This window comes from Klenkia marina (assembly GCF_900101025.1).
GTDB lineage: Bacteria > Actinomycetota > Actinomycetes > Mycobacteriales > Geodermatophilaceae > Klenkia > Klenkia marina.
On record NZ_FMUH01000001.1, the window covers coordinates 476,964 to 500,011 of the forward strand.

A 23,048-nucleotide genomic window follows, 5' to 3' on the forward strand; every position below is an offset into this window, starting at 1 on the left:
TGAGCGGATGGCCACGACCCCGCCGACCCCGGCCCCCGCGACGCTGGCCGCGTGGTTGCGCACCCGCAGCGACGAGCAGCTGGGGGCCCTGCTGGTCCTCCGGCCCGACGTCGCCCGGCCCGCGCCCTCCGACGTCGTGGGGTTGGCCACCCGGCTGGCCGTGCCGGTGTCGGTGGACCGTGCCCTCGACGAGCTCGACGCCGGCACGTTGCAGGTGCTCGATGTCGTGCTGCTGGCCACCACCGACGGGGTGTCCCGCGCCGACCTCGCCGCCGCGCTGCCGGGGGCCCCGGTCGAGGCCGCCGTGGAGCTGCTCACCGACCGCGCCCTGCTGTGGGGCGACGACGTGCTGCACGCCCCCGAGCCGGTGCGCCGCGCGGTCAAGCACCCGGCCGGCCTGGGCCGCCTGCGCACCCCTCCCCCGGCCGACGTCGAGGGCGACCTGGCCACCGCCGACGACGACGAGCGCGCCGTGCTGGAGACCCTGGCCCGCGAGAACCCGGTGGGCCGGCTGCCGGTCGACAACCGGGGCACCGCCCCCGCCGGCCCGGCCCGACGGCTGCTGCAGCGCGGTCTGCTCACCCGCATCGACGCGGCGAACGTCGAGCTGCCCCGGCAGTACGGGCTCGCCCTGCGCGGTGACCAGCCCTACGGCCCCGTGCGCACCCGCCCCGAACCGCCGACCGCGCAGCGCGACCCCGCGGTGCTCGACCGGCGCGCCGCCGGGGCGGCGCTGGAGGCCGTCGGCCGGGTCGGCGAGCTGCTCACCGCGCTGGAGGAGGACCCGGCCGGGCTGCTGCGCAGCGGCGGGATGAGCATCCGCGACCAGAAGCGGCTGGCCAAGGCACTGGGCGTCGACGAGTCCGTGGCCGCGTTCGTCGTCGAGGTCGCGCACGCCGCCGGGCTGCTGGACCTCGGCGGGCCGCACCGCGACGAGTGGCTGCCCAGCCGTGGCTACGACACCTGGCGCGAGCAGCCGCTGCCCGAGCGGTGGGCCCAGCTGGCCGCCGCCTGGCTGGACTCGGTGCGGCTGATCGCGCTCGTCGGCCAGCGCGACCAGGCCGGCAAGGCGGTGAACGTGCTGTCCCCCGATGCCGTCCGGCACACCGTGCCCGCCGTCCGCCGGGTGCTGCTCGAGGCGCTGCGCGGCCTGCCCGCCGGGCACGGGCTGGCCACCGACGACCTGCTGGCACTGCTGCGCTGGCAGAGCCCGCGCCGGGCCGACCGGTTCGTGCTGGTGCCCGACCTGCTGGCCGAGGCCGAGACGCTGGGGCTGGTGGTCGGCGGCGCGCTGTCCTCGGGCGGGCGCGGGCTGCTGGCCGGTGGCGAGGAGGGCGCGGCCGACGCCGTGCGCGGGCTGCTGCCCGAGCCGGTGGACCACGTGCTGGCCCAGCCCGACCTCTCGCTCATCGCCCCCGGCCCGCTGGTGGCCGAGCTGGCCCGCACCCTGGCGACGGTGGCCGACGTCGAGTCCTCGGGCGGGGCGACGGTCTTCCGGGTGTCCGACGGCAGCGTGCGCCGGGCCCTGGACGCCGGCTGGTCGGCCGCCGAGCTGCACGACTTCTTCGCCCGCGCCTCGCGCACGCCCGTGCCGCAGGCGCTGGACTACCTGGTCGACGACGTCGCCCGCCAGCACGGCCGGCTGCGGGTCGGCGCGATCGAGAGCTACGTGCGCAGCGACGACCACGGGCTGCTCTCGCAGGTGCTGTCGGACAAGCGGTCGGCCCCGGCCGAGCTGCGCCGCCTGGCCCCCGGCGTGCTGGTCAGCGGGCTGCCCGCCGACGAGGTGCTCGCGGTCCTGCGGACCGCCGGGTACGCGCCGGCCGGCGAATCGTCCGGCGGCGCCGTCCTCACCCGGCCGCCCGGGCGGCCCCGGGCGACCGCACGGCCGGGCACCCGACCGCCGACCGGGCCGCGCCCGCTGGTCGCCGAGGAGGTGGAGGCGACGGTGCGCGAGATCCGGGCCGGGGACTCGGCGCTGGCCGCCCGTCGCGAGGACGCCGCGCGGCACGTGCCCGGGGTGACGACCGCCTCGACGCTGGAGCTGCTGGGCCGCGCGGTGCGGGAGCAGCGCCAGGTGTGGCTGGGCTACGTCGACGCGCAGGGGTCGGGCAGCCGGCGTGCGGTGCAGCCGCTGACCCTCGGCGGGGGCTTCCTGACCGGCTACGACGAGGGCAAGGCCGAGCAGCGCGTGTTCGCCGTCCACCGGATCACCTCGGTCGACCTCGTGGACGACGACGCCCGACCGGAATAGACCGACGGGTGATCGACTTCTCCGGGGCGGAAGTTGGTCGAAGCAACGAGTTCGGTGGTGGGTGGCATGGCCCGAGGACGATCGGTGGCGGAGCGGTTGGCGACGGTGCTGGGCACCGTGCTGGGCAGCGCGGAGCTGCCCGTGCGGTTGCGCGGCTGGGACGGCTCGGTCGCCGGTCCGCCCGGGGCGCCGGTGGTCGCCGTCCGCGACCGGCGCGCACTGCGCCGCCTGCTGTGGTCACCCGGGCAGCTGGGCCTCGGCCGGGCCTACGTCTCGGGTGACATCGACGTCGAGGACGACGTCTTCGACACCTTCGCCGCGCTGAGCTCCGCCGGCCGGCTGTCCGAGACCGGCCCGATGCGCCCGTTGTCGCTGGCCGAGCGGGCCGCGCTGCTGCGCACGGTCGCCGGCCTCGGCGGGCTGGGCACCGACCCCGAGCCCCCGGCCGAGGAGGCCGACCTCGGCCGGCACGGGCTGCGGCACACCCGGCGCCGGGACGCCGCGGCGATCGCGCACCACTACGACGTCGGCAACGACTTCTACGAGCTCGTCCTCGGGCCGTCGATGGTCTACAGCTGCGCGGTGTGGGACACCCCCGACACCGGCCTGGACGCCGCCCAGGAGGCCAAGCTCGACCTGGTCTGCCGCAAGCTCGGCCTGACCGAGGGGTCGCGACTGCTCGACGTCGGCTGCGGGTGGGGCTCGATGGCCATCCACGCCGCGGGCCGGTACGGCGCCGACGTCGTCGGCATCACCATCTCCGAGGAGCAGGCGACGCTGGCCCGCAAGCGGGTGGCCGAGGCCGGGCTGACCGACAAGGTCGAGATCCGGGTGCAGGACTACCGCGAGATCACCGACGGCCCCTTCGACGCGATCAGCTCGATCGGCATGGCCGAGCACGTGGGCCGGGCGCGGCTGGGCGACTACGTCGACCAGCTGGTCGGCCTGCTGCGCCCCGGCGGGCGGCTGCTCAACCACGCCATCGCCTGGAACGCCGGGGAGACCACCTGGGACGAGAACACCTTCATCGCCCGCTACGTCTTCCCCGACGGCGAGCTGCTCGGCCTGGGCGAGATGGTCGGCGCCGTCGAGCGCGGCGGCCTGGAGGTCGTCGACGTCGAGGCGCTGCGCCGCCACTACGCCCTGACCCTGCGGGCCTGGGTGCGCCGGTTGGAGGAGCACTGGGACGACGCCGTCGCGGCCAGCACCGAGGGCCGGGCGCGGGTGTGGCGGCTGTACATGGCCGCGTGCGCGCTCGCCTTCGAGGGCGGCGCGATGGGCGTGGACCAGGTGCTGGCGGTCAAGCCCGGCGGCGAGCAGCCCCCGCTGCGCCGCACCGCCTGGGTCTGACCTGCGGCGGGAAGGTCCTGTCGGTGCGCGCGGTTACCTTCTCGATGGCCGAACGCGGAGGAGAGCTGTGAGCGACGGACCCCTGATCGTGCAGTCCGACAAGACCCTGCTGCTGGAGGTCGACCACCCACAGAGCAAGGAGTGCCGGGCCGCGATCGCGCCGTTCGCCGAGCTCGAGCGCAGCCCCGAGCACGTGCACACCTACCGGGTCACGCCGCTGGCGCTGTGGAACGCCCGCGCCGCCGGGCACGACGCCGAGCAGGTCGTCGACGCCCTGGTGCGCTACAGCCGCTACCCCGTGCCGCACGCGCTGCTGGTCGACGTCGCCGACACCATGGACCGATTCGGCCGGCTGACCCTGGCCAACAACCCGGTGCACGGTCTGGTGCTCACCACCACCGACCGGGCCGTGCTCACCGAGGTGTCGCGCAGCAAGAAGGTCGCCCCGATGCTGGGCGCCCGCATCGACGACGACACGATCGCCGTGCACCCCTCCGAGCGCGGCCGGCTCAAGCAGGCCCTGCTCAAGGTCGGCTGGCCCGCCGAGGACCTCGCCGGCTACGTCGACGGCCAGGCGCACCCGATCGAGCTCGACCAGGCCGACTGGCACCTGCGCGACTACCAGCAGGAGGCCGTCGACGGCTTCTGGGCCGGCGGGTCGGGCGTCGTCGTCCTGCCCTGCGGGGCCGGCAAGACCCTCGTCGGTGCCGCGGCGATGGCCGAGGCCAAGGCCACGACGCTGATCCTGGTGACCAACACCGTCGCCGGCCGGCAGTGGAAGCGCGAGCTCATCGCCCGCACCTCGCTGACCGAGGACGAGATCGGCGAGTACTCGGGTGAGCGCAAGGAGATCCGCCCGGTCACCATCGCCACCTACCAGGTGATCACCACCCGCCGGAAGGGCGAGTACCGCCACCTCGACCTCTTCGACGCCCAGGACTGGGGCCTCATCGTCTACGACGAGGTGCACCTGCTGCCCGCGCCGATCTTCCGGCTCACCGCCGACCTGCAGTCCCGCCGCAGGCTCGGCCTCACGGCCACGCTCGTGCGGGAGGACGGCCGCGAGGACGACGTCTTCTCCCTCATCGGCCCGAAGCGGTACGACGCGCCCTGGCGCGACATCGAGGCGCAGGGCTACATCGCCCCGGCCGAGTGCATCGAGGTGCGGGTGTCGCTGGACGACGAGGAGCGCATGACCTACGCCGTCGCCGAGCCCGAGGAGCGCTACCGCATCGCGGCCACCGCGCACTCGAAGCTGCCGGTGATCCGCCGCGTGCTCGACCGGCACCCCGAGGAGCAGAAGCTGGTCATCGGGGCCTACCTCGACCAGCTGGAGGAGCTCGGCGCCGCGCTCGACGCACCGGTGATCCAGGGGTCCACGACCAACCGCGAGCGCGAGAAGCTGTTCGACGCGTTCCGGGCCGGCGAGATCAAGACGCTGGTGGTCTCCAAGGTCGCGAACTTCTCCATCGACCTGCCCGAGGCCGCCGTCGCCGTCCAGGTGTCGGGCACCTTCGGGTCACGGCAGGAGGAAGCGCAGCGACTGGGCCGGGTGCTCCGCCCCAAGGCCGACGGCCGGCAGGCGCACTTCTACACCGTGGTCAGCCGCGACACCCTCGACAGCGAGTACGCCGCCCACCGGCAGCGCTTCCTCGCCGAGCAGGGCTACGCCTACACGATCGTCGACGCCGCCGACCTGGCCGGCCGCGGCGAAGTCAACGGCCCCGACTGGGTGGACGAGCCCTCCGACTGAGGTCGAGTGCACGACTGCGGTGGTGCCCGAGGTCCGGGGACCACCGCAGTCGTGCACTCAGCGCAGCAACTCGACGGTGCCGACCGGGACGACGCCCTCCGCCCGTGCCCGGGCGGCCGCAGCGGCGCGCGGGGCGGGTGGGACGGAACGGTCCGCACCCGACGAGACGCTGACCACACCCGCCCGCACGGCGACGATGGAGCTGCAGGTCAGAGCCCCGTCCCACAACCCGTTACACGACGCTCGGCGGCACGCGAAGGGGAACCCGGGCTGGGCGTGTCGCCTCCCGACGGGTCAAGATGGACCACGCCATGGCCTCCCCCGCACCGATGTACGCCGCCGGCGCTCGCCCCCTCCGCGCGTGGCAGCAGCAGGCTCTCGAGCGCTACGAGGAGACCTCCCCCAAGGACTTCCTGGTCACCGCGACCCCGGGCGCGGGCAAGACGACCTTCGCCCTGACGCTGGCCGCCCGGCTGCTGCAGCGCCGCGAGGTGGCCCGGGTCGTCGTGGTCGCTCCGACCGACCACCTACGCCTGCAGTGGGCCGACGCCGCCGACCGCGCCGGCATCGTGCTGGACCCGGGCCTCACCAACGCCGTCGGCCCGGTGCGCGCCGGCACCCAGGGCTACGTCACCACCTACGCGCAGGTGGCCGGCAAGCCGATGCTGCACGCCGCCCGCGCCACGGCGGTCAAGTCGCTGGTCATCCTCGACGAGATCCACCACGCCGGCGACGGCCTGTCGTGGGGTGACGCGGTCGGCGAGGCGTTCGGCATGGCCGCGCGCCGGCTGTGCCTGACCGGGACCCCGTTCCGCACCAAGGCCGACGAGCGCATCCCCTTCGTGCGGTACGAGGAGGACACCTTCGAGGCCGACGACGGCGAGCGCGGCGTCGGGCTGGCCTCGCGGGCCGACTACACCTACGGCTACAAGGAGGCGCTGGCCGACAGCGTCGTCCGCCCCGTGGTGTTCGCCGCCTACACCGGCACCGCGCGCTGGCGGAACTCCGCCGGCGAGGTGGTCGCGGCCTCCCTCACCGAGGCCGGCACCAAGAGCGTCGAGATGGCCGCCTGGCGCACCGTGCTCGACCCCAAGGGCCAGTGGGTGCCGCACGTCATCGCCGCGATGGACGAGCGCATCACCCACCTGCGCGAGCACGGCATGCCCGACGCCGCCGGCCTGGTGCTCGCCTCCGACCAGGACGACGCCCGCGCCTACGCCCGCATCGTCCGCCGGATCACCGGCAAGGCCCCCGAGCTGATCCTCTCCGACGACCCCAAGGCGTCGAAGAAGATCGAGCGCTTCGCCACCGGGTCGGCCCGCATCGCCGTCTGCGTGCGCATGGTCTCCGAGGGTGTCGACATCCCGCGGGCCGCCGTTCTGGCGTGGATGACCTCCTACCGCACGCCGCTGTTCTTCGCCCAGGCCGTCGGCCGCGTCGTGCGCGCCCGCGACCCGCAGGAGTCCGCGACCGTCTTCCTGCCCGCCGTCCGGCCGCTGCTCGCGCTGGCCGCGACGATGGAGGAGCAGCGCAACCACGTCATGCCCCCGCCGAAGCGGACCGAGGAGGACCTCGAGACCCTCGACCTCGACGTCCCCGAGAAGGAGGCCCGCGAGGGCGAGCTGCAGAAGTGGGAGGCCCTCGAGGCCGACGCCCGCTTCGCGCACGTGCTGCACGGCGGCACCGCGCACACCGGGGCGGGCAACCGGCCGGCGCTGGCCCCCGACGAGGAGGACTTCGTCGGCATCCCCGGCCTGCTGACCCCCGAGCAGACCGCCGAGCTGCTCAGCAAGCGCGACGACGAGCTGCGGATCCGCATCGCCGCCAGCCACAGGCACGACGACGGCGACTTCATGCTGGTCGAGGACCACCCCGACGAGCACGAGACCAACGGCTGGCGCGACGCCGCCGACCTGCGCCGCGAGATCAACCGCCTGGTCTCCCGGGTGTCGGCGAAGACCTCGACGCCGCACGCGGTGGTGCACACCCAGCTGCGCCAGTCGGTGCCCGGTCCCCCGTCGGCCAGCGCGTCGGTCGACGTCCTGCGCATGCGCCGCGAGCGCCTGCGCACGATGCTCTGACATCGCGATCCTCCGGATCGCACCGCGGCCAGGTGCCGTGCCCCGGCTGCGACGAGCGTTGCTGCTCCCTCCTCGGGGAGGGACCTCGTGCCTCGGCCCCTCCCGTCGTCGGGATGGGGTGCCGGCACTCGTCGGGGACCCTGCGGGCCCCGCTCCTCATCCCGGGGGGAGTTCCACCTCGGACCAGTCGAGGCCGTCGAGGTTGACCACGACCGCCTCCTGGGTGGTGCGCGCGATCACCACCACAGCCTCGACGTCGGGGTCGGGGTTCTCCTCGCGGTGCGGGACCCACGGCGGCACGAAGACGTAGTCCCCGGGCGCGGTCTGCACCACCCGCTCGACCGGCTCGTCGCCCTCCACGTCGAGGAACACGAACCGCGGCGTGCCCGAGACGACGTAGATCGCGGTCTCCGACGCCCCGTGGTGGTGGTTGCCGGAGTTCGTCGCCCCGGGCACGTGGGTCTGGCCCATCCAGAGGTTGCGGGCACCCACGGTCGCCCCGCTGATCGCCTCGCGGCGGCGCATGCCGGTGGTCTGGGCGGTGTCGCCCACCAGCCCGGACGGCGCCACGTGGTGCAGCACGCGGTGGAAGGGGTCGATCGAGGCGGGCACGAGCACCCCGCTGGGGCTGCGCACGACGTCGGTCACGCCCCTCACCCTCCCCCGTCCGACCGCCGCCCGTCGAGCCGGACCGCCTCGGGCGGCACCACCACGGCGCCGGGCGGGACGTCCGTGCGCACAACCGCACCCGCCCCCACCACCGCGCCGTCGCCGATGCGCACCGGGCCGACCACGACGGCACCGGCACCCAGGCGCACCCGGTCGCCGATGACCGGCTGGCCGCGGCCGGTGTGGCCGACGGTCACGCCCTGGTTCACCCAGCAGTCCTCCCCCACCGACGTCGCGGTGAGCACCGTGGCCCAACCGTGCTCGACGAACAGCCCCGGCCCCACGTGCGCGGTGCCGATGTGCAGCGTCGGCAGCGGCGGGTAGGCGCGGCGCAGCAGCCAGCGCACCGCCCGCGGCAGCGGGGTGAGGCGGTGGTGCACGACGGAGCGGAACTCGGGGTGGTGCACCACGAGCCGCCCGAACCGCGCCCGCGGGGACAGCGCCGCCCAGCCGGGACGGGGCAGGCACTCGACGAAGCGGAGCGCGTCGCGCCGCAGGTAGGGCCCGGCCTCGGCCCGCTCGACCACCCACCACAGCGGTGCGGTGAGCACCCGGCTCACGGCAGCAACCCGCGCTCGGCGGCGACCGCGACCGCCTCGGTGCGGCCGGACACCCCCAGCTTGGCCAGCACCCGCGACAGGTGCACCGACACCGTCTTCTCGCTGATGTACAGCTCGGCGCCGACCTGCCGGTTGGTCAGCCCCTTCGCCACCAGGCCGAGCACCTCGGCCTCGCGCGGGGTGAACACCGCGGCGGCGTCCGGCGCCGGTCGGCCGGCCAGGCCGACGTCGAGCCGACCGCGGCGCGCCAGCGCCTCGAGCCGGGCCCGCAGCGGCTGCGCGCCGAGGGAGACGGCCACCGCGTGGGCGGCACGCACCCGGTCGGCGGCCCGCCCGCGGTCGCCGGTGACCAGCAGCGCCTCGGCCTCGCGCCACCGGCAGCGCGCCTGCTCCCACACCTGGGCGGGCCCGAACTCGGCGCCCGCGGCCGCCCACGCGGCGGGGTCGCCGGTGCCCCGCAACCGGGCGTGCTCGGCCGCCAGCCGCAGCGCCCATGCCCGCACCTCGGTGCCCCCCTCGCCGACGTGCTCGGCGAAGAGCTCCTGCGCCTCCCGGGCCTGGACCAGCAACCGCTCCCCCGCCGCCACCCAGCGGTGCGCCGTCTCCTCGTCCCCGCCCGCCCGGGCCCCCGCGGCCGCGTCGGCCACCGGGCCGAGCGCCACGGCGACCAGCCGCACCGCCACCAGGAAGTCGACCGGCCAGATCTCGCGCAGCCGGCGGACGCCCCGCTCGGCCGCGGCCACCGCGGCGGTCGCGTCGCCGCGCCAGCCCGCCAGCTCGATGCCGGCGCTGCTCGCGGTGAGCACCAGCGCGGCGTGGCCCAGCCGGTCGCCGGTCGCCCACGCCTGCTCGACCTGGTCGCGGACATCGGCACCCCGGTGGACGGCGACGTGCAGCGCCGCCGCCCGCACGTGGGCGGCGGTGTCGGGCATCCGGCCCAGCCCGTCGACGGTGGCCTGCACGGCGTCCCACTCGCCGCCGGCGAGCCCCACCAGCACCCGCAGGTAGCGCAGCTCGGCCACGTAGAAGCTCCACCCGATGCCCAGCTCGGCACCCCGGAGCACCGCGGGCTTCAGGTACGCGGCCGCACCCGCGAGGTCGCCGGCCTCCCAGGCGATGGTGGCCAGGTTGAACGTCGCACGCATCTCGACGTCGACGTCGCCGGCCCGGCGGGCGCGCTCGCGCGCCTGCGTGAGCGACGCCGTGCGCACCGCCGGGTCGCCCTCCTCGGTCATGCGGGCCAGCGAGATCATCGTGTCCGACCAGGCGCCGTCGAGACCGAGCTGCTCGGCGCCGGCCAGCGCCTCGCCGGCAGCAGCCCGGGCGACCTCGTCCTCCCCGCCGACCGACCAGGCGGTGCGGGCCCGGGTGGCGGTGGCCCACACCCGGTCGGGGGTCAACGGCTGCTCGGGGACCAGCTCCAGCGCTGCGGTGCTGGCCCGGACCGCCCCGGCCAGGTCGTCGACCCGGATCAGCGCCTGGGCCAGCGTGTACTGCACCCGCCCGGCCAGCAACGGGTCGGCCGGGTGCAGGTCGCCGGCCGAGCGCAGCAGGGCCACCCCGCGGTGCAGCTCGCCGGCGGCCCGGGCCGCCGCGGCCGCCCGCAGCAGCAGCCCGACCTCGCCGTCGGGCACCTCGGCGTGCCGGTCGGGCACCGCCGGCCACAGCGTGAGCGCGCCCTCGAGCTGCTGCAGGGCCTCGGCCGGGGCGCCGACCGCGTTGGCCTCGTCGGCCGCCCGCAGCGCCGCCTCGAACGCCGCGGGGAGGTCGTTGCTCTCGCGGGCGTGGTGGGCCAGCTCGGCCGCGGTGCCGGTGCCGTCGGCGCGCAGCCGCCCGGCGACCGCGGCGTGCACCCGGGTGCGCTCGCCGGGCAGCAGGTCGGCCAGCACCGCCTCCCGCAGCAGGGCGTGCCGGAACCGGAGCCGGCCATCGGGGTCGACCACCAGCACGTGCCGGTGCACCGCCTCGGCCAGCGCGGCGTCGAGGTCGACCTCGGGCAGGCCCGCGACCGCGGCGAGGAGGTCGTGGCGCACCCGCCGGCCGACGACGGCGGCCACCCGCAGCACCTGCTGGGCCGCCGGGCCCAGCTCCTCGACCCGCGACAGCAGCACCTCCGACAGCGCCCACGGCAGCTCACCGCCCCGGCTGCCCGCGGCCAGCAGCTCCTCGGCGTAGAACGCGTTGCCCTCGGCCCGGGCCACGACGTCGGCGACCAGCCGCTCGGGCGCACCGCCGTCGGGAGCCGCGGCCGCGCGCACCAGGTCGGCGAGGTCGGCATCGGGCAGGGGTGCGAGGTCGAGCCGTTCGACGCCCGGCAGCCGCACGAGCTCGGCCAGCACCGGCCGCAGCGGGTGCCGCCGGTGCAGGTCGTCGCTGCGGTAGCTGGCCACCACCAGCACCGGTTCGGCCACCAGCCTGGTGAGCAGGTAGCGCAGCAGCTCGCGGCTGGAGCGGTCGGCCCAGTGCAGGTCCTCGACCACCAGCAGCACGGGCTGGGCCGCGGCCAGCTCGCCCAGCAGCGCGGCCACGCCCTCGAACAGCGGCAGCCGGCCGCCCTCGGCCAGCGGCGCGTCGGGTGCACCCAGCAACGGGGCGACCGCCGGGTGCGCCGCCGGGTCCGCGCCCAGCGGGCGGAGCAGGTCGACGAAGGGCAGGTAGGGCAGGCCGACGTCGCCGAGGTCGATGCAGTGGCCGGTGAGCACCCGCAGGCCCCGCTCGCGGGCCACCTCGCCGACCGCGGCCAGCAACCGGCTCTTGCCCACCCCGGCGTCCCCGGCGACCAGGACCGCCGACGGCCGACCCGACCGGGCCCGCTCGACGTGCTCGGTCAGCCGGTCGAGCTCGGCGGCCCGCCCGACCAGCGGACGGTCCTCCCACTGCGGCACGTCCGCGATCGTGGCACGTCCCCCCGACACGACCGACCGGATGGCGGTCAGCGGCGCCCGAACGGCCAGCGTCCCCGGGCCGGACGGCGCCGGCGCGCGGTGCGCACCACCTGCTCGCGCCGGTAGGCCAGCTCGGCCTCGGCCCCCGGTCCCCAGACTGCGTCCACGGTGTCCTCCTCGTCCTCGGTGCGCGACGAGGAGGACGTTCGGCCTGAGGGGGCCGGCCGGGCATCGGGAGGTCACGTCGTCCCCGGGCCCGGCCGGGCCTGAGGGCCCCTCAGCGCAGCTCGGTGCCCTTCGTCTCGCGCAGCGTGAGGATGGCGAGGAACGCGATCACCGCGGCGACCGCCACGTAGACGAAGAACACCAGCGGGTGCCCGGCCTCGCTGAGCGCGGTGATGACCAGCGGGGCGGTGCCGCCGAAGAGCGCGACCGTGAGGTTGTACCAGGCCCCGATGCCCACGCCGCGCAGCTCGGTCGGGAACAGCTCGCTCATGACCGCCGGGGCGATCGAGGCCAGCAACGCGTAGAGCACGAGCCCGACGCTGAACACCACGACCAGCGAGAACAGGTTGGGCTGCACCAGGAACGACAGCGGCACGATGAGGACGGCGATGGCGCCGGACCAGACCAGCATCTGCGGCTTGCGGCCGAACCGGTCCGACAGCGCGCCGAACGGGTAGCAGACCGCCACGAAGAGCGCGGTGCCGATGGAGAGCGCGATGAAGACGTCGGTGCCGTCGGCGCCGCGGAAGTTGATCGCGAACGGGGTGAGCGCGGAGAAGAACGTGTAGTAGCTCAGCGTGGACAGCATGGTGAAGGCGCACAGCTGCAGCACCGCCCGCGGGTGGTCGCGCAGGGTGAGCCACAACGGGTTCTTCGTGGCCTTCGCCTTCTCGACGTTCTCCTCGAACTGCTCGGTCTCGGCCAGCGACCGGCGCAGCCAGAGCCCCACGATGCCGAGCAGGCCACCGACGGCGAAGGCGATGCGCCAGCCCCACGCCTGCAGCTGCTCGTCGCTCAGCGCGCTGGTGAGCGCCACGCCCATCAGCGAGGCGGCCAGCAGCGCCGAGCCGGTGGAGATGTAGAAGAACGCCGAGTACCGGCCGCGCCGCGCCGGCGGGGCGATCTCGGCCAGGTAGGCCGAGGCGTTGGAGACCTCGCCGCCCAGGCTCATGCCCTGCGCGATGCGGGCCAGCAGCAGCAGGATCGGCGCCAGCCAACCCACCTGGTCGTAGGTGGGCAGCACTGCGATGACCAGCGACCCGCCGGCCATCAGCAGGATGGTCAGCAGCATGCCGGCCTTGCGGCCCTTGAGGTCGGCGAACCGCCCGAGCAGCCACCCGCCGAGCGGGCGGAAGAAGAACGCCAGGGCGTAGGTCGACGTCGCCCCGATCAGGGCCAGGGCCTGGTTCTCGCTGGGGAAGAACTGGCCGGCGAAGTAGACGACGAACGTGGCGTAGACGGTCCAGTCGAACCACTCGACGGCGTTGCCGATGCTGGCGGAGACGAGGGTCTTGATCGGCAGCTTGTGCTCGGTGTCGCGTGCTGCAGTGGTGGTCACGGGTCTCCTCGGGGCAGCGCTGGGACCCGCGTCACGTTAGTGACCCGGGTCCCCAGCGCGCTCACCGGGAGGGCACAGCTCAGCTCAGCCGGTAGTCGGCGTCGTCGTCCACCACGTCGGTGTCGTCGTCGTCGTCGGCGTCCTGCGGCTCGGGGACGGCGACGTCCGCAGCGGAGAAGCTGCCGTCGCCGTCGGTGTCGGCGTACAGGGTCGCGGTGATCTCGGTGGCGTCGTCGTCCCCGGTGGCGGCCGGTACGGGGGTGTCCAGGTCGACCGTGACCCCGGTCGAGGTGCCGGCCGGCACCTCGGCCGAGCCGAGCACCTGGCCCGTACCGGGCTGGTCGTCGTCCAGGGTGACGACGACGAAGCCGTCCTCCAGGGCGGACACCGACGCGACCTGCACCGACGAGCCGTCGCCGGACTGGTCCTCCAGCTGGATGTCCGCAGCCGCGGAGATGCCCCCACCGGCCGCGTCGGACGAGGCGGACCCACCGGTGGCCGAGCCGGCCGTGGCGGTGGGGTTCGCGCTGCCCCGGGCGTCGTCGTCGGAACCGCAGGCGGGGAGGACGGCGAGCGCCGCGGCGGCGGGGACGGCGAGGACGAGGCGGCGGGTGGTCCGTCGTGAGGTCATGGCGAGGATGCTGCCCAGGGACCAGGAGGTCCGCATGAGGGGCGGATGAGAGCAGTCTCATCGGGATCCACAGGCATGCGTCGGGGTGACCGGGGCATGGAGGACCACGAGATCCGCGCGACGAGAGGACCACCGTGCCCGAGACCGGGACGACCGACAGCGACCTGCCCCCCACCATCTTCGTGCTGTACGGCGCCACCGGTGACCTCGCCCGGCGCATGGTGCTGCCCGCCTTCTTCCAGCTCGCCCAGCACGGCCTGCTGCCGCCGGACTGGCGGTTGATCGGCAGTGGCCGGGGCGAGCGCTCCGACGAGGAGTTCGTCGACCACGTCCGGGGCGCCCTCGAGGAGTTCGGGCCGTCCCCGGACGACGGTCCCTGGGACGAGTTCGCCCCCCGGCTGCGGTTCGCCGGCGGGGGCTTCACCGTCGAGGACCCCGGCACGCTGCTCGACGTGGTGTCCGCAGCCCGCGAGGAGCTGGGCGAGGAGGCCCAGCTGGTGCACTACCTGTCGCTGCCGCCGAAGAACTTCCTGGACTACACCAGGGCGCTGGGCGAGCACGACCTCGCCGAGGGCTCGCGGGTGGTCTACGAGAAGCCCTACGGGGCCTCCCCCGACGGGTTCCGCGAGCTCGACGAGGTCGTGCACTCGGTCTTCGACGAGCAGCAGGTCTTCCGGATCGACCACTTCCTGGGCAAGGAGGGCACCCAGGACCTGCACGTGCTGCGCTTCGCCAACGGCCTCTTCGAGCACGTCTGGAGCCGCGAGCACGTCGCCCAGGTGCAGATCGACGTGCCCGAGGACCTGGACGTCGCCGACCGCGCCGACTTCTACGACGGCACCGGCGCCACCCTGGACATGCTGGTGACCCACCTGTTCCAGGTCGCCGCCGAGGTGGCCATGGAGCCCCCGGTCAGCTTCGCCGCCGACGACATCCTCGCCGCGCGCGAGTCGGTGCTCGCCGCCTTCCGGCCGCTGGCCCCCGAGGACGTCGTGCTCGGCCAGTTCGACGGCTACCGCGAGCTGGACGGCGTCCCCGACGACAGCAGCACCGACACCTTCGTGGCCGCACGCCTGTACATCGACTCCGGCCGGTGGCGCGGGGTGCCGTTCCTGCTGCGCACCGGCAAGCGGATGGCCGCCAAGGAGCAGCGGGTCAGCCTGGTGCTGCACCGACCCAAGGGCCCGGTCAACGACGTCCCGGCCAACGGCAACGTGCTCTCCCTCTCGCTGGCCGGCGCCGGTGCCGTCGACATCGACGTCATGGCCAAACGACCCGGCCCCGACCTGGCGATGGCCCCGGCCCGGGTCTCGCTAGACCTGTCGAAGATCCCCGGCGGGGACCCGTTGCCGCCCTACGTCTCGCTGATCCACGACGTGCTCACCGGTGACCGGTCGCTGTTCACCACCAGCGAGGGCCTGGCACAGACCTGGCGGGCGCTGCAGCCGGTGCTCGACGACCGGCCCGAGGTGCACCCGTACGAGCCGGGCTCGTGGGGCCCGGCCCAGGCGACCGCCCTGGCCGGGGAGCACGGCTGGCTGCTCGGCCAGACCGAGTAGGAGGACCCCTGATACGACGAAGGCCCCTCCCTTACGGGAGGGGCCTTCCTCGTGCGTGGGGTCCGAGCCGGACGCTGGTCGCCTCGCGGCGAGTTGCGCATCCGGGGCTCCAGCCTCGAAAGAGCGGTATTCCCCGGCGGCAGTTATCCAGTGGAGCCCGGGGACACAGATCGCCCGGCCCGGACGACGTCCACCGTACGCCTCACCCGAAGCCGCGGTCGTCCTGCTTCAGCGCCGTGTCCACCGTCAGCGCGCTGGCCAGCACCAACGAGGCCAGCGGCTCCTCCAGACGACGGTGCACCTGCACCGCGTAGTTGTCGGCCGTGGTGAACATCGTGCGCGCCAGGCCCTCCCAGGTCTTGGTGATGCGGGCGACCTCGGTGCCGGTGTGGTCGGTGATCGCGAAGTTCCACGCGCGCCAGTTCTCGGCCTGGATCGCCCCGACCACCTGACCGCCGACGACCAGGTCGAAGCGGATCTTGCCGAACGCGTTGGCCTGCACGATCTCGCCGACCGGCTCACCCGACGCCCGGGCCACCTGCACCCGCGACTTCACCAGCTTCGCCGGGCGGGTGAGCACCAGCACCACGCCGGTCGCGTCGCGCACCTCGAGGGTGTGGGAGAGGAACTGGTCGATCGAGGAGACGAAGCGCAGCGCCTTCTTCGCCGTCGACTGGCCCACCTGGACGACGGCCCCGATCTGCTGGCCGCTGCCGTCGGAGACCTTGTACTCGTTCGTGAGCTCGATGAGCTTGGTCTTCTGCTGCACGACCAGCACCGGCTGCTCGAGCAGGATCGACCGCGCCTGCTGGTGCTGCGGCGGCTGGTACTGGGGTCGGGGCTGCGGGGCGGCCGGCTGCTGGAGGTGCTCGGTCCAGTTCTGCCCGTCCCACCAGCGGGTGGCCGGGCTGCCGGCGGGGTCGGGGTACCAGCCCGGCGGAGGCGGTGCGGACGTCATGGCGGCACCGTAGTGGGCGAGACTGGGCAGCGTGCCCGACCTGACCGCCGCCGAGGCCCGCGTCCTGGACGCCGTCGACGACACCTGGCTGCTGGACCGCCTGCGCGAGCTCGTCGCGGTGCCGTCGGTGGGCGGCACCGCCGCCGAGTCCGACGCCCAGCACCTCGTGGCCGGCTGGCTGCGCGACCTGGGCGCCGACACCGACGTCTGGGCGGTCGACCTGGTCGATGCGGCCACCGCCGACGACGCCCCCGGCCAGGAGGTCGTGCGCGACGAGGCCTGGGGCGTGGTGGGCACGCTGGGCGGCGCCGGGGAGCCCGGGCTGGTGCTCTGCGGGCACACCGACGTCGTCCCCGCGGGTGACCCGGAGCTGTGGCCCGGCGACCCGTTCGCACCGCGGCTGGACGGCGGGGTGCTGCACGGCCGGGGCACCTGCGACATGAAGGGCGGCCTGGTCGCCGCGCTCGCGGCCGCCCGGGCGGTGGCGGCTGCCGGGGTCCCGCTGGTGCGGCCGCTCGCGGTGCACAGCGTCGTCGGCGAGGAGGACGGCGGACTCGGTGCCTGGGCCACGCTCCGGCGCGGTCACCGCGGGGCGGCGTGCATCATCCCCGAGCCGACCGCCGGCGCCGTCATGACCGCCAACGCCGGAGCCCTCACCTTCCGGCTCACCCTCACCGGCCTGGCCGCGCACGGCGCGATGCGCGACCAGGGCGTGAGCACCGTCGAGCTGTTCGGCCACGTGCACGCGGCGCTGCGCGAGTTCGAGGCGTCGCGGCAGCGCGACGTCGAGCGGTTCGCCGGCACCGCGCTGCCCTACGGGCTGTCGATCGGCACCGTGCACGCCGGCGACTGGTCCTCCACCGTGCCCGACCGGCTGGTCGCCGAGGGCCGCTACGGGGTGCAGGTCGACGAACCGGTCGAGACCGCCCGGGCCGCGCTGGAGGCCGCGGTGGCCGCCGCCTGCGCCGAGCACCCCTGGCTGGCCGACCACCCCGCCCGTGTCGAGTGGGTGGGCGGCGCCTTCGCCAGCGGCCGGCTGCCGCAGGGCTCGCCGCTGCTGCCCGCCGTCCGCACCGCCGTGGTCGACGCCGGACGTGCCCGGCCCGCCGAGCGCTACGTGCCCGCCGGCACCGACCTGCGGCTCTACGCCGCCGCGGGCATCCCGACGCTGCACTACGGCCCCGGTGACCTCGGCCTCGCGCACTCACCGCGCGAGCAGGTGCCCGTCGCCGACCTGGGCCACGTGGCCCGGGTGCTCGCGCTGACCGCGTTGCGGCAGTGCACGGTGGAGGCATGACCGTCCAGTTCGAGGACTTCGCCGCCCTGACCGAGGACTCCCCCACCGCCCGCACCGAGTGGGCCGCGCTGGTCGACGCGTGGAGCGAACCGCACCGCCGCTACCACGACCTGGCGCACCTGGCTGCCGTCCTCGGCCTGGTCGGCGAGCTGGCCGCGCACGCCGCCGACCCCGCCGCCGTGGCGCTGGCCGCCTGGTACCACGACGTCGCCTACGACCCCACCGCCACCGACAACGAGGAGGTCAGCGCGCAGCGGGCGCTCGCCGGACTGCGCGGTCTCGTGCCCGACGAGCGGCTGGCCGAGGTGGCCCGGCTCGTGCGGCTGACCGCCGGGCACGCCCCGGTCGACGACGACACCGACGGCGCGGTGCTCTGCGACGCCGACCTGGCGGTGCTGGCCGCCCCGCCGCAGGCCTACGCCGGCTACGCCTCCGCCGTCCGGGAGGAGTACGGGCACCTGGACGACGAGGTGTTCACCGCCGGCCGCATCGCCGTCCTGGAGTCGTTGCTCGACCTGCCCCGGCTCTACCGCACGCCGACCGCGCAGCCCTGGGAGGCCCCGGCGCGGGCCAACCTCGAGGCCGAGCTCAGCCTGCTGCGCGCCCGGGCTTCCTGACCCGCAGGCCCGCGGCCAGCAGCCGCGCCAGCAGCTCGCGGCAGCTCACCGGCTCCGCACCGGCGGCCACCGCCACGTCGTGCAGCTCCTGCGGGACGTCGTAGTGGTCGCCCTGGAACGCCCGCCGCGGGATGCCGAGCTCGGCCTGGACGAACGCGTGCAGCTCGTCGTAGGAGGTGTCGCTGACCAGGTGCGACCACAGCTTCCCGCGCCAGGGCCACACCGGGGTGTCGATCAGCAGCGCCACGGAGCCAGTCTCCCCCCACTACCGTCGGCGGGGTGAGCACAACGACCCGCTGGGGCATCGTCGGACCGGGCCGCATCGCCGAGAACGTGGTGCGCGACTTCGTGCACGTGCCCGGGGCGGAGGTCACCGCCGTCGGGTCGCGGTCGCTCGACCGGGCGCGCGCCTTCGCCGACCAGCACGGCATCGGCACCGCGCACGGCTCCTACGCCGACCTGGTCGCCGACCCCGATGTCGACGTCCTGTACCTGGCCACCCCGCACCCGCAGCACCACGCGGTCGCCCTCGAGGCCATCGCGGCCGGCAAGCACCTGCTGGTGGAGAAGGCCTTCACCGCCACCGTCGCCGGCGCGCAGGAGGTCGTGGACGCCGCCCGGGCGGCCGGGGTGTTCGTCATGGAGGCCATGTGGACCCGCTTCCAGCCCGCCGTCGTGGAGCTGCGCCGGCTGGTCGCCGAGGGCGCGATCGGCGAGGTGCGCAGCGTGCAGGCCGACCTGGGCGTGGCCCGCGAGTTCGACCCCACCGACCGGCTGTTCGCCAAGGACCTGGGCGGCGGCGCGCTGCTCGACCTGGGCGTCTACGTCGTGTCGTTCGCCCAGCTGCTGCTCGGTGCCCCCGACACGGTCACCGCCACCGGATCGACCTTCCCGACCGGGGTGGACGCCGAGGCCGCGCTGCTGCTGGGGTACGCCGACGGCCGCGCCGCCACGCTGCTGACCTCGCTGCGCAACGCCCTGCCCGGGCAGGCGCGGGTGTTCGGCACCGAGGGGTGGATCGACGTCCTCCCCCGCTTCCACCACCCCGCGACGATCGTGCTGCACCGGGCCGGCGCCGAACCCGAGGAGATCACCCGGCCGGCCACCGGCACCGGCTACAGCCACGAGATCGCCGAGGTGCACGAGGGCGTGCTGGCCGGCCGCACCGAGTCCGCGGTGATGCCGCTGTCCGACACCCTCGCGGTGATGCGGGTGCTCGAGTCCGCCGCCACCCAGCTCGGCGTGGAGTTCGCCGAGGCCTGAACCGGCGCCGCGCGCCGACCTCGCCGACCCCCTGGTGGTCAGTGCGATGACGCCGTGACCTTGCAGATCGACAACGGGGACACGCCGGTGGTCGGCGTGTCCCCGTTGCCGTTCCGCAAGGTCGAGGGTTGGGCGAAGCGCCTCAGGACTCGGGCTGCTCCACGACCGTCGACGGGTCGGCGTCGGCCGCTGCGGCCAGCGGACCCACCAGCTGCTCGAGCAGGTAGGGCAGCGACAGCGGGCTGCCGAAGCCCACTGCGGCCGAGATGGCGCTGGAGTACTGGCCCAGCAGCACCGTGCGGTCCTCGGTCACGACGCCGAGCCCGGCGAGCAGGGTGTCGGCGTCCAGGGCGGCCTGGTCGTAGCCGTTCTCGACGAGCACGTCGGCGTCGAGCAGGTCCAGCCGCTCGGCCGAGAGCTCCTGGCTGGCCTCGGGCACCTCGAAGCCGAGGTCGGCGAAGAACTGGGTGCGCAGGTCGTCCTGGCCCAGCAGGTAGTGGCCCGAGCCGCCGAGACCGGTGAGGTCGACGGCGATCGACTGCCCGGCGAAGTCCGGGTTCTCCTCGACGGCCTGGGCGAACTGGCCCTCGACGTCGTCGACGAGCTGCTGGGCCGCGTCCTCGACGCCCAGCGCCCGCCCGGTGAGCAGCGTCTGCTCCTGCCACGGGGTGGCGCCGTCGGCGTACTCGTCGGTCTGCGCCAGGGTCGGCGCGATGGCCGACAGCTGGTCGTAGGTGCCCTGGTCGATGAAGGAGTAGACGCCGACGATGAGGTCGGGCGCCAAGGCGGCGATCGCCTCCAGGTTGAGCTCACCGCTGCCCACGGTGGGGACGTCGTCGGCGGGCAGCACGTCCTGGGCCCAGGGCCGCTGGGTGGCGTCGTAGTCGCCGATGAGCTCGCGCTCGCCGACCAGCTCGCCGCCGAGGGCCAGCACGAAGTCGGCGTCGTTGAAGCCGATGGTCACGATGCGCTGGGGCTCCGACGGGATCTCGGTGGTGCCGAACTTGTTCTCGATGCTGACCGGGAACGCACCCGTCGACCCCGACGACCCGGCCGCGGATCCGGAGGAGTCGTCGGACCCGCCGCAGGCGGTGAGGGTCAGGGCGAGGGCAGCGGTCGCGAGAGCGGCCAGGGGGCGGCGCATACGGGCACTCCTGAGCTGGAACTGGACGTTCCGCTGAGGTTAGCCTTGCCTGTACTGCTGCTGTGGGGCCGGGTACGCGGACGGGGCCGCCCTCCCGAGGGAGGACGGCCCCGCCGTCATGCGGAACGTTCTGGAACGGCTCCCTCGCAGGGTCCCGCGACGTGCGGAGCGCGTCGTGGGGGGCGAGGGGGTCCTTCTGTCAGAAGTCCATGCCGCCCATGCCGCCGTCGCCACCGGGCATGGCCGGAGCGGCCTTCTCCGGCTTGTCGGCGATGACGGCCTCGGTGGTGAGGAAGAGCGCCGCGATGGAGGCGGCGTTCTGCAGCGCCGAGCGGGTGACCTTGGCCGGGTCGATGATGCCGGCGGCGACCAGGTCGACGTACTCGCCCGAGGCAGCGTTGAGGCCCCAGCCGATCTCGGAGTTGCGCACCTTCTCGGCCACGACGCCGCCCTCGAGGCCGGCGTTGATGGCGATCTGCTTCAGCGGGGCCTCGAGCGCGACGCGCACGATGTTGGCACCGGTGGCCTCGTCACCCGTGAGCTCGAGCTTCTCGAACACCGAGCTGGCCTGGGCCAGGGCGACGCCACCGCCGGCGACGATGCCCTCCTCGACGGCAGCCTTCGCGTTGCGGACGGCGTCCTCGATGCGGTGCTTGCGCTCCTTGAGCTCGACCTCGGTCGCGGCACCGGCCTTGATGACGGCGACGCCACCGGCGAGCTTGGCCAGGCGCTCCTGGAGCTTCTCGCGGTCGTAGTCGGAGTCGGACTTCTCGATCTCGGCGCGGATCTGGTTGACCCGGCCGGCGATCTGGTCCTGGTCGCCGGCACCCTCGACGATGGTGGTCTCGTCCTTGGTCACGACGACCTTGCGGGCGCGGCCCAGCAGGTCCAGGCCCGCGTTCTCGAGCTTGAGGCCGACCTCCTCGGAGATGACCTGGCCACCGGTGAGGATGGCGATGTCGCCGAGCATGGCCTTGCGGCGGTCGCCGAAGCCGGGCGCCTTGACGGCGGCGGACTTGAACGTGCCGCGGATCTTGTTGACCACCAGGGTCGCCAGGGCCTCGCCCTCGACGTCCTCGGAGATGATCAGCAGCGGCTTGCCGCTCTGCATGACCTTCTCCAGCAGGGGCAGCAGGTCCTTGACCGAGCTGATCTTGGAGTTGACGACGAGCACGTACGGGTCGTCGAGGACGGCCTCCATGCGCTCGGTGTCGGTCACGAAGTAGGGCGAGGTGTAGCCCTTGTCGAAGCGCATGCCCTCGGTGAGCTCGAGCTCGAGGCCGAAGGTGTTGCTCTCCTCGACGGTGATGACGCCTTCCTTGCCGACCTTGTCCATGGCCTCGGCGATGAGCTCGCCGATGGAGGGGTCAGCGGCGGAGATGGAGGCGGTGGCAGCGATCTGCTCCTTGGTCTCCACGTCCTTGGCGGTCGAGAGGAGGTACTCCGAGACCGAGGCGACGGCCTTCTCGATGCCCTTCTTCAGGGCCATCGGGTTCGCGCCGGCGGCGACGTTGCGCAGCCCCTCGCGGACGAGGGCCTGGGCGAGCACGGTGGCGGTGGTGGTGCCGTCACCCGCGACGTCGTCGGTCTTCTTGGCGACCTCCTTGACGAGCTCGGCACCGATCTTCTCGTACGGGTCCTCGAGCTCGATCTCCTTGGCGATGCTCACACCGTCGTTGGTGATCGTGGGGGCGCCCCACTTCTTCTCCAGCACGACGTTGCGGCCCTTGGGACCGAGGGTGACCTTGACGGCGTCGGCGAGGGTGTTCATGCCCCGCTCGAGGCCGCGGCGGGCCTCTTCGTCGAAGGCGATCATCTTGGCCATGTGGTGGTGTCCTCCATGCGTGGCTCGCTGCTAGGCCGGGTGGTGCCCGCGACGGACGGCACCCGCGCCGTGGACGCTCCTGCGGCCCACGCGCCGGTACCTCACCGGTCCGACCTGGTTGGCACTCGGATACCCCGAGTGCCAGGTACGAGTCTGGCACTCGACCCAGGCGAGTGCAAGAACGGGGGTCAGCGCAGCGGACGGCCGCGGTGCCGCCGCCGGGCCGCGCCGACGACGGCGTCCACCCCGGCGACCACGGGTGCCGCGGCCACCAGCAGCAGGAACCACGGCCACAGGAAGAGGGCCAGCACCCCGAGCAGCGGTCCGGTGTACGCCGACAGCCCGGCCACCCCCAGCACGTACCAGGTCCACGGCACCACGACGGCGGCGCCGGCGACCGTCGCCGCCCTCCCGGCCCGCGTCTGCGGGCGGACGCCGAACCGCGGGGTCACCCCGACGACGACGAGCAGCCCGACGACGACCGCCGTCACCCGCCCGCCGAGCGGGTCGTCCTCCCACCCGAGCGCCAGCAGGACCACCGACACGACCACCAGCACGCCGACCAGCGCCACGTGCGCGACCAGCAGCGCGACCGCCCACGAGCGCGGCCGGTCCACGCCCTCGGGGTCGGCCACCCC

Annotated in this window: 18 protein-coding genes; 8 read left to right on the forward strand and 10 right to left on the reverse strand. The window is 74.5% G+C overall.

The annotated features are described in order from the left end of the window. The first annotated feature begins 7 nt into the window (after positions 1 to 7). The 4 genes from BLP29_RS02485 to BLP29_RS02500 all read left to right on the forward strand — a co-directional run bounded on the left by BLP29_RS02485 (position 8) and on the right by BLP29_RS02500 (position 7,438). On the forward strand, positions 8 to 2,254 hold the full coding sequence (locus BLP29_RS02485) for a helicase C-terminal domain-containing protein (RefSeq protein WP_092799452.1): 2,247 nt from the start codon (positions 8 to 10) through the stop codon (positions 2,252 to 2,254). Positions 2,255 to 2,320: 66 nt separating this feature from the next. Further along, on the forward strand, positions 2,321 to 3,604 hold the full coding sequence (locus BLP29_RS02490) for an SAM-dependent methyltransferase (protein WP_092800704.1): 1,284 nt from the start codon (positions 2,321 to 2,323) through the stop codon (positions 3,602 to 3,604). A 67-nt stretch (positions 3,605 to 3,671) separates the two neighbouring features. After that, complete coding sequence (locus tag BLP29_RS02495; protein ID WP_092799454.1) at positions 3,672 to 5,357, forward strand: DNA repair helicase XPB; 1,686 nt, start codon at positions 3,672 to 3,674, stop codon at positions 5,355 to 5,357. A 311-nt stretch (positions 5,358 to 5,668) separates the two neighbouring features. Next, positions 5,669 to 7,438 (forward strand): DEAD/DEAH box helicase, encoded by a 1,770-nt coding sequence (locus BLP29_RS02500; protein WP_243469637.1) that lies wholly within the window; start codon positions 5,669 to 5,671, stop codon positions 7,436 to 7,438. Positions 7,439 to 7,594: 156 nt separating this feature from the next. Here the strand turns inward: BLP29_RS02500 and BLP29_RS02505 are convergent, their stop codons facing one another. The 5 genes from BLP29_RS02505 to BLP29_RS02525 all read right to left on the reverse strand — a co-directional run bounded on the left by BLP29_RS02505 (position 7,595) and on the right by BLP29_RS02525 (position 13,747). Further along, complete coding sequence (locus tag BLP29_RS02505; protein ID WP_092799458.1) at positions 7,595 to 8,086, reverse strand: cupin domain-containing protein; 492 nt, start codon at positions 8,084 to 8,086, stop codon at positions 7,595 to 7,597. A 5-nt stretch (positions 8,087 to 8,091) separates the two neighbouring features. Next, positions 8,092 to 8,667, reverse strand: a complete 576-nt coding sequence (locus BLP29_RS21725; RefSeq protein ID WP_092799460.1) for a DapH/DapD/GlmU-related protein — start codon at positions 8,665 to 8,667, stop codon at positions 8,092 to 8,094. Beyond that, entirely contained in the window at positions 8,664 to 11,552 is a 2,889-nt protein-coding gene (locus BLP29_RS02515; protein ID WP_092799462.1) for a helix-turn-helix transcriptional regulator, read from the reverse strand. The genes BLP29_RS21725 and BLP29_RS02515 overlap by 4 nt, the downstream gene beginning before the upstream one ends. A 277-nt stretch (positions 11,553 to 11,829) precedes the next feature. After that, a complete protein-coding gene (locus tag BLP29_RS02520; RefSeq protein ID WP_092799464.1) occupies positions 11,830 to 13,116 on the reverse strand; it encodes an MFS transporter in 1,287 nt (428 codons plus the stop codon). Between the two features lie 79 nt (positions 13,117 to 13,195). Next, complete coding sequence (locus tag BLP29_RS02525; protein ID WP_133378969.1) at positions 13,196 to 13,747, reverse strand: DUF7282 domain-containing protein; 552 nt, start codon at positions 13,745 to 13,747, stop codon at positions 13,196 to 13,198. A gap of 134 nt (positions 13,748 to 13,881) precedes the next feature. Here BLP29_RS02525 and BLP29_RS02530 point away from each other — a divergent pair, with 134 nt between their 5' ends. Further along, positions 13,882 to 15,306 carry a glucose-6-phosphate dehydrogenase gene (locus BLP29_RS02530; RefSeq protein WP_243469638.1) on the forward strand — a complete coding sequence of 475 codons (1,425 nt, stop codon included), beginning with the start codon at positions 13,882 to 13,884 and terminating at the stop codon, positions 15,304 to 15,306. Positions 15,307 to 15,508: 202 nt separating this feature from the next. Here BLP29_RS02530 and BLP29_RS02535 read toward each other — a convergent pair whose 3' ends face one another. Beyond that, positions 15,509 to 16,264 (reverse strand): LURP-one-related family protein, encoded by a 756-nt coding sequence (locus BLP29_RS02535; RefSeq protein ID WP_092799468.1) that lies wholly within the window; start codon positions 16,262 to 16,264, stop codon positions 15,509 to 15,511. Between the two features lie 31 nt (positions 16,265 to 16,295). Here BLP29_RS02535 and BLP29_RS02540 point away from each other — a divergent pair, with 31 nt between their 5' ends. Both BLP29_RS02540 and BLP29_RS02545 read left to right on the forward strand, forming a co-directional pair. Then, positions 16,296 to 17,561, forward strand: a complete 1,266-nt coding sequence (locus BLP29_RS02540) for an ArgE/DapE family deacylase (protein ID WP_092799470.1) — start codon at positions 16,296 to 16,298, stop codon at positions 17,559 to 17,561. Beyond that, positions 17,558 to 18,178 (forward strand): HD domain-containing protein, encoded by a 621-nt coding sequence (locus BLP29_RS02545; protein WP_092799472.1) that lies wholly within the window; start codon positions 17,558 to 17,560, stop codon positions 18,176 to 18,178. The genes BLP29_RS02540 and BLP29_RS02545 overlap by 4 nt, the downstream gene beginning before the upstream one ends. On the opposite strand, the gene BLP29_RS02550 is transcribed toward BLP29_RS02545, so the two are convergent. Then, positions 18,150 to 18,425: a DUF4031 domain-containing protein gene (locus BLP29_RS02550; protein WP_092799474.1), complete on the reverse strand. Its 276-nt coding sequence runs from the start codon at positions 18,423 to 18,425 to the stop codon at positions 18,150 to 18,152. The genes BLP29_RS02545 and BLP29_RS02550 overlap by 29 nt on opposite strands. 32 nt (positions 18,426 to 18,457) lie before the next feature. Here BLP29_RS02550 and BLP29_RS02555 point away from each other — a divergent pair, with 32 nt between their 5' ends. Continuing rightward, positions 18,458 to 19,441, forward strand: a complete 984-nt coding sequence (locus BLP29_RS02555; RefSeq protein WP_092799476.1) for a Gfo/Idh/MocA family protein — start codon at positions 18,458 to 18,460, stop codon at positions 19,439 to 19,441. Between the two features lie 142 nt (positions 19,442 to 19,583). Here BLP29_RS02555 and BLP29_RS02560 read toward each other — a convergent pair whose 3' ends face one another. The 3 genes from BLP29_RS02560 to BLP29_RS02570 form a co-directional block, all read right to left on the reverse strand. Continuing rightward, on the reverse strand, positions 19,584 to 20,585 hold the full coding sequence (locus BLP29_RS02560) for an iron-siderophore ABC transporter substrate-binding protein (protein ID WP_092799478.1): 1,002 nt from the start codon (positions 20,583 to 20,585) through the stop codon (positions 19,584 to 19,586). A 199-nt stretch (positions 20,586 to 20,784) separates the two neighbouring features. Further along, a complete protein-coding gene (groL, locus tag BLP29_RS02565) occupies positions 20,785 to 22,410 on the reverse strand; it encodes a chaperonin GroEL (RefSeq protein ID WP_092799480.1) in 1,626 nt (541 codons plus the stop codon). 188 nt (positions 22,411 to 22,598) lie between these two features. Next, complete coding sequence (locus BLP29_RS02570) at positions 22,599 to 23,045, reverse strand: hypothetical protein (protein ID WP_092799482.1); 447 nt, start codon at positions 23,043 to 23,045, stop codon at positions 22,599 to 22,601. Positions 23,046 to 23,048 lie beyond the last annotated feature (3 nt).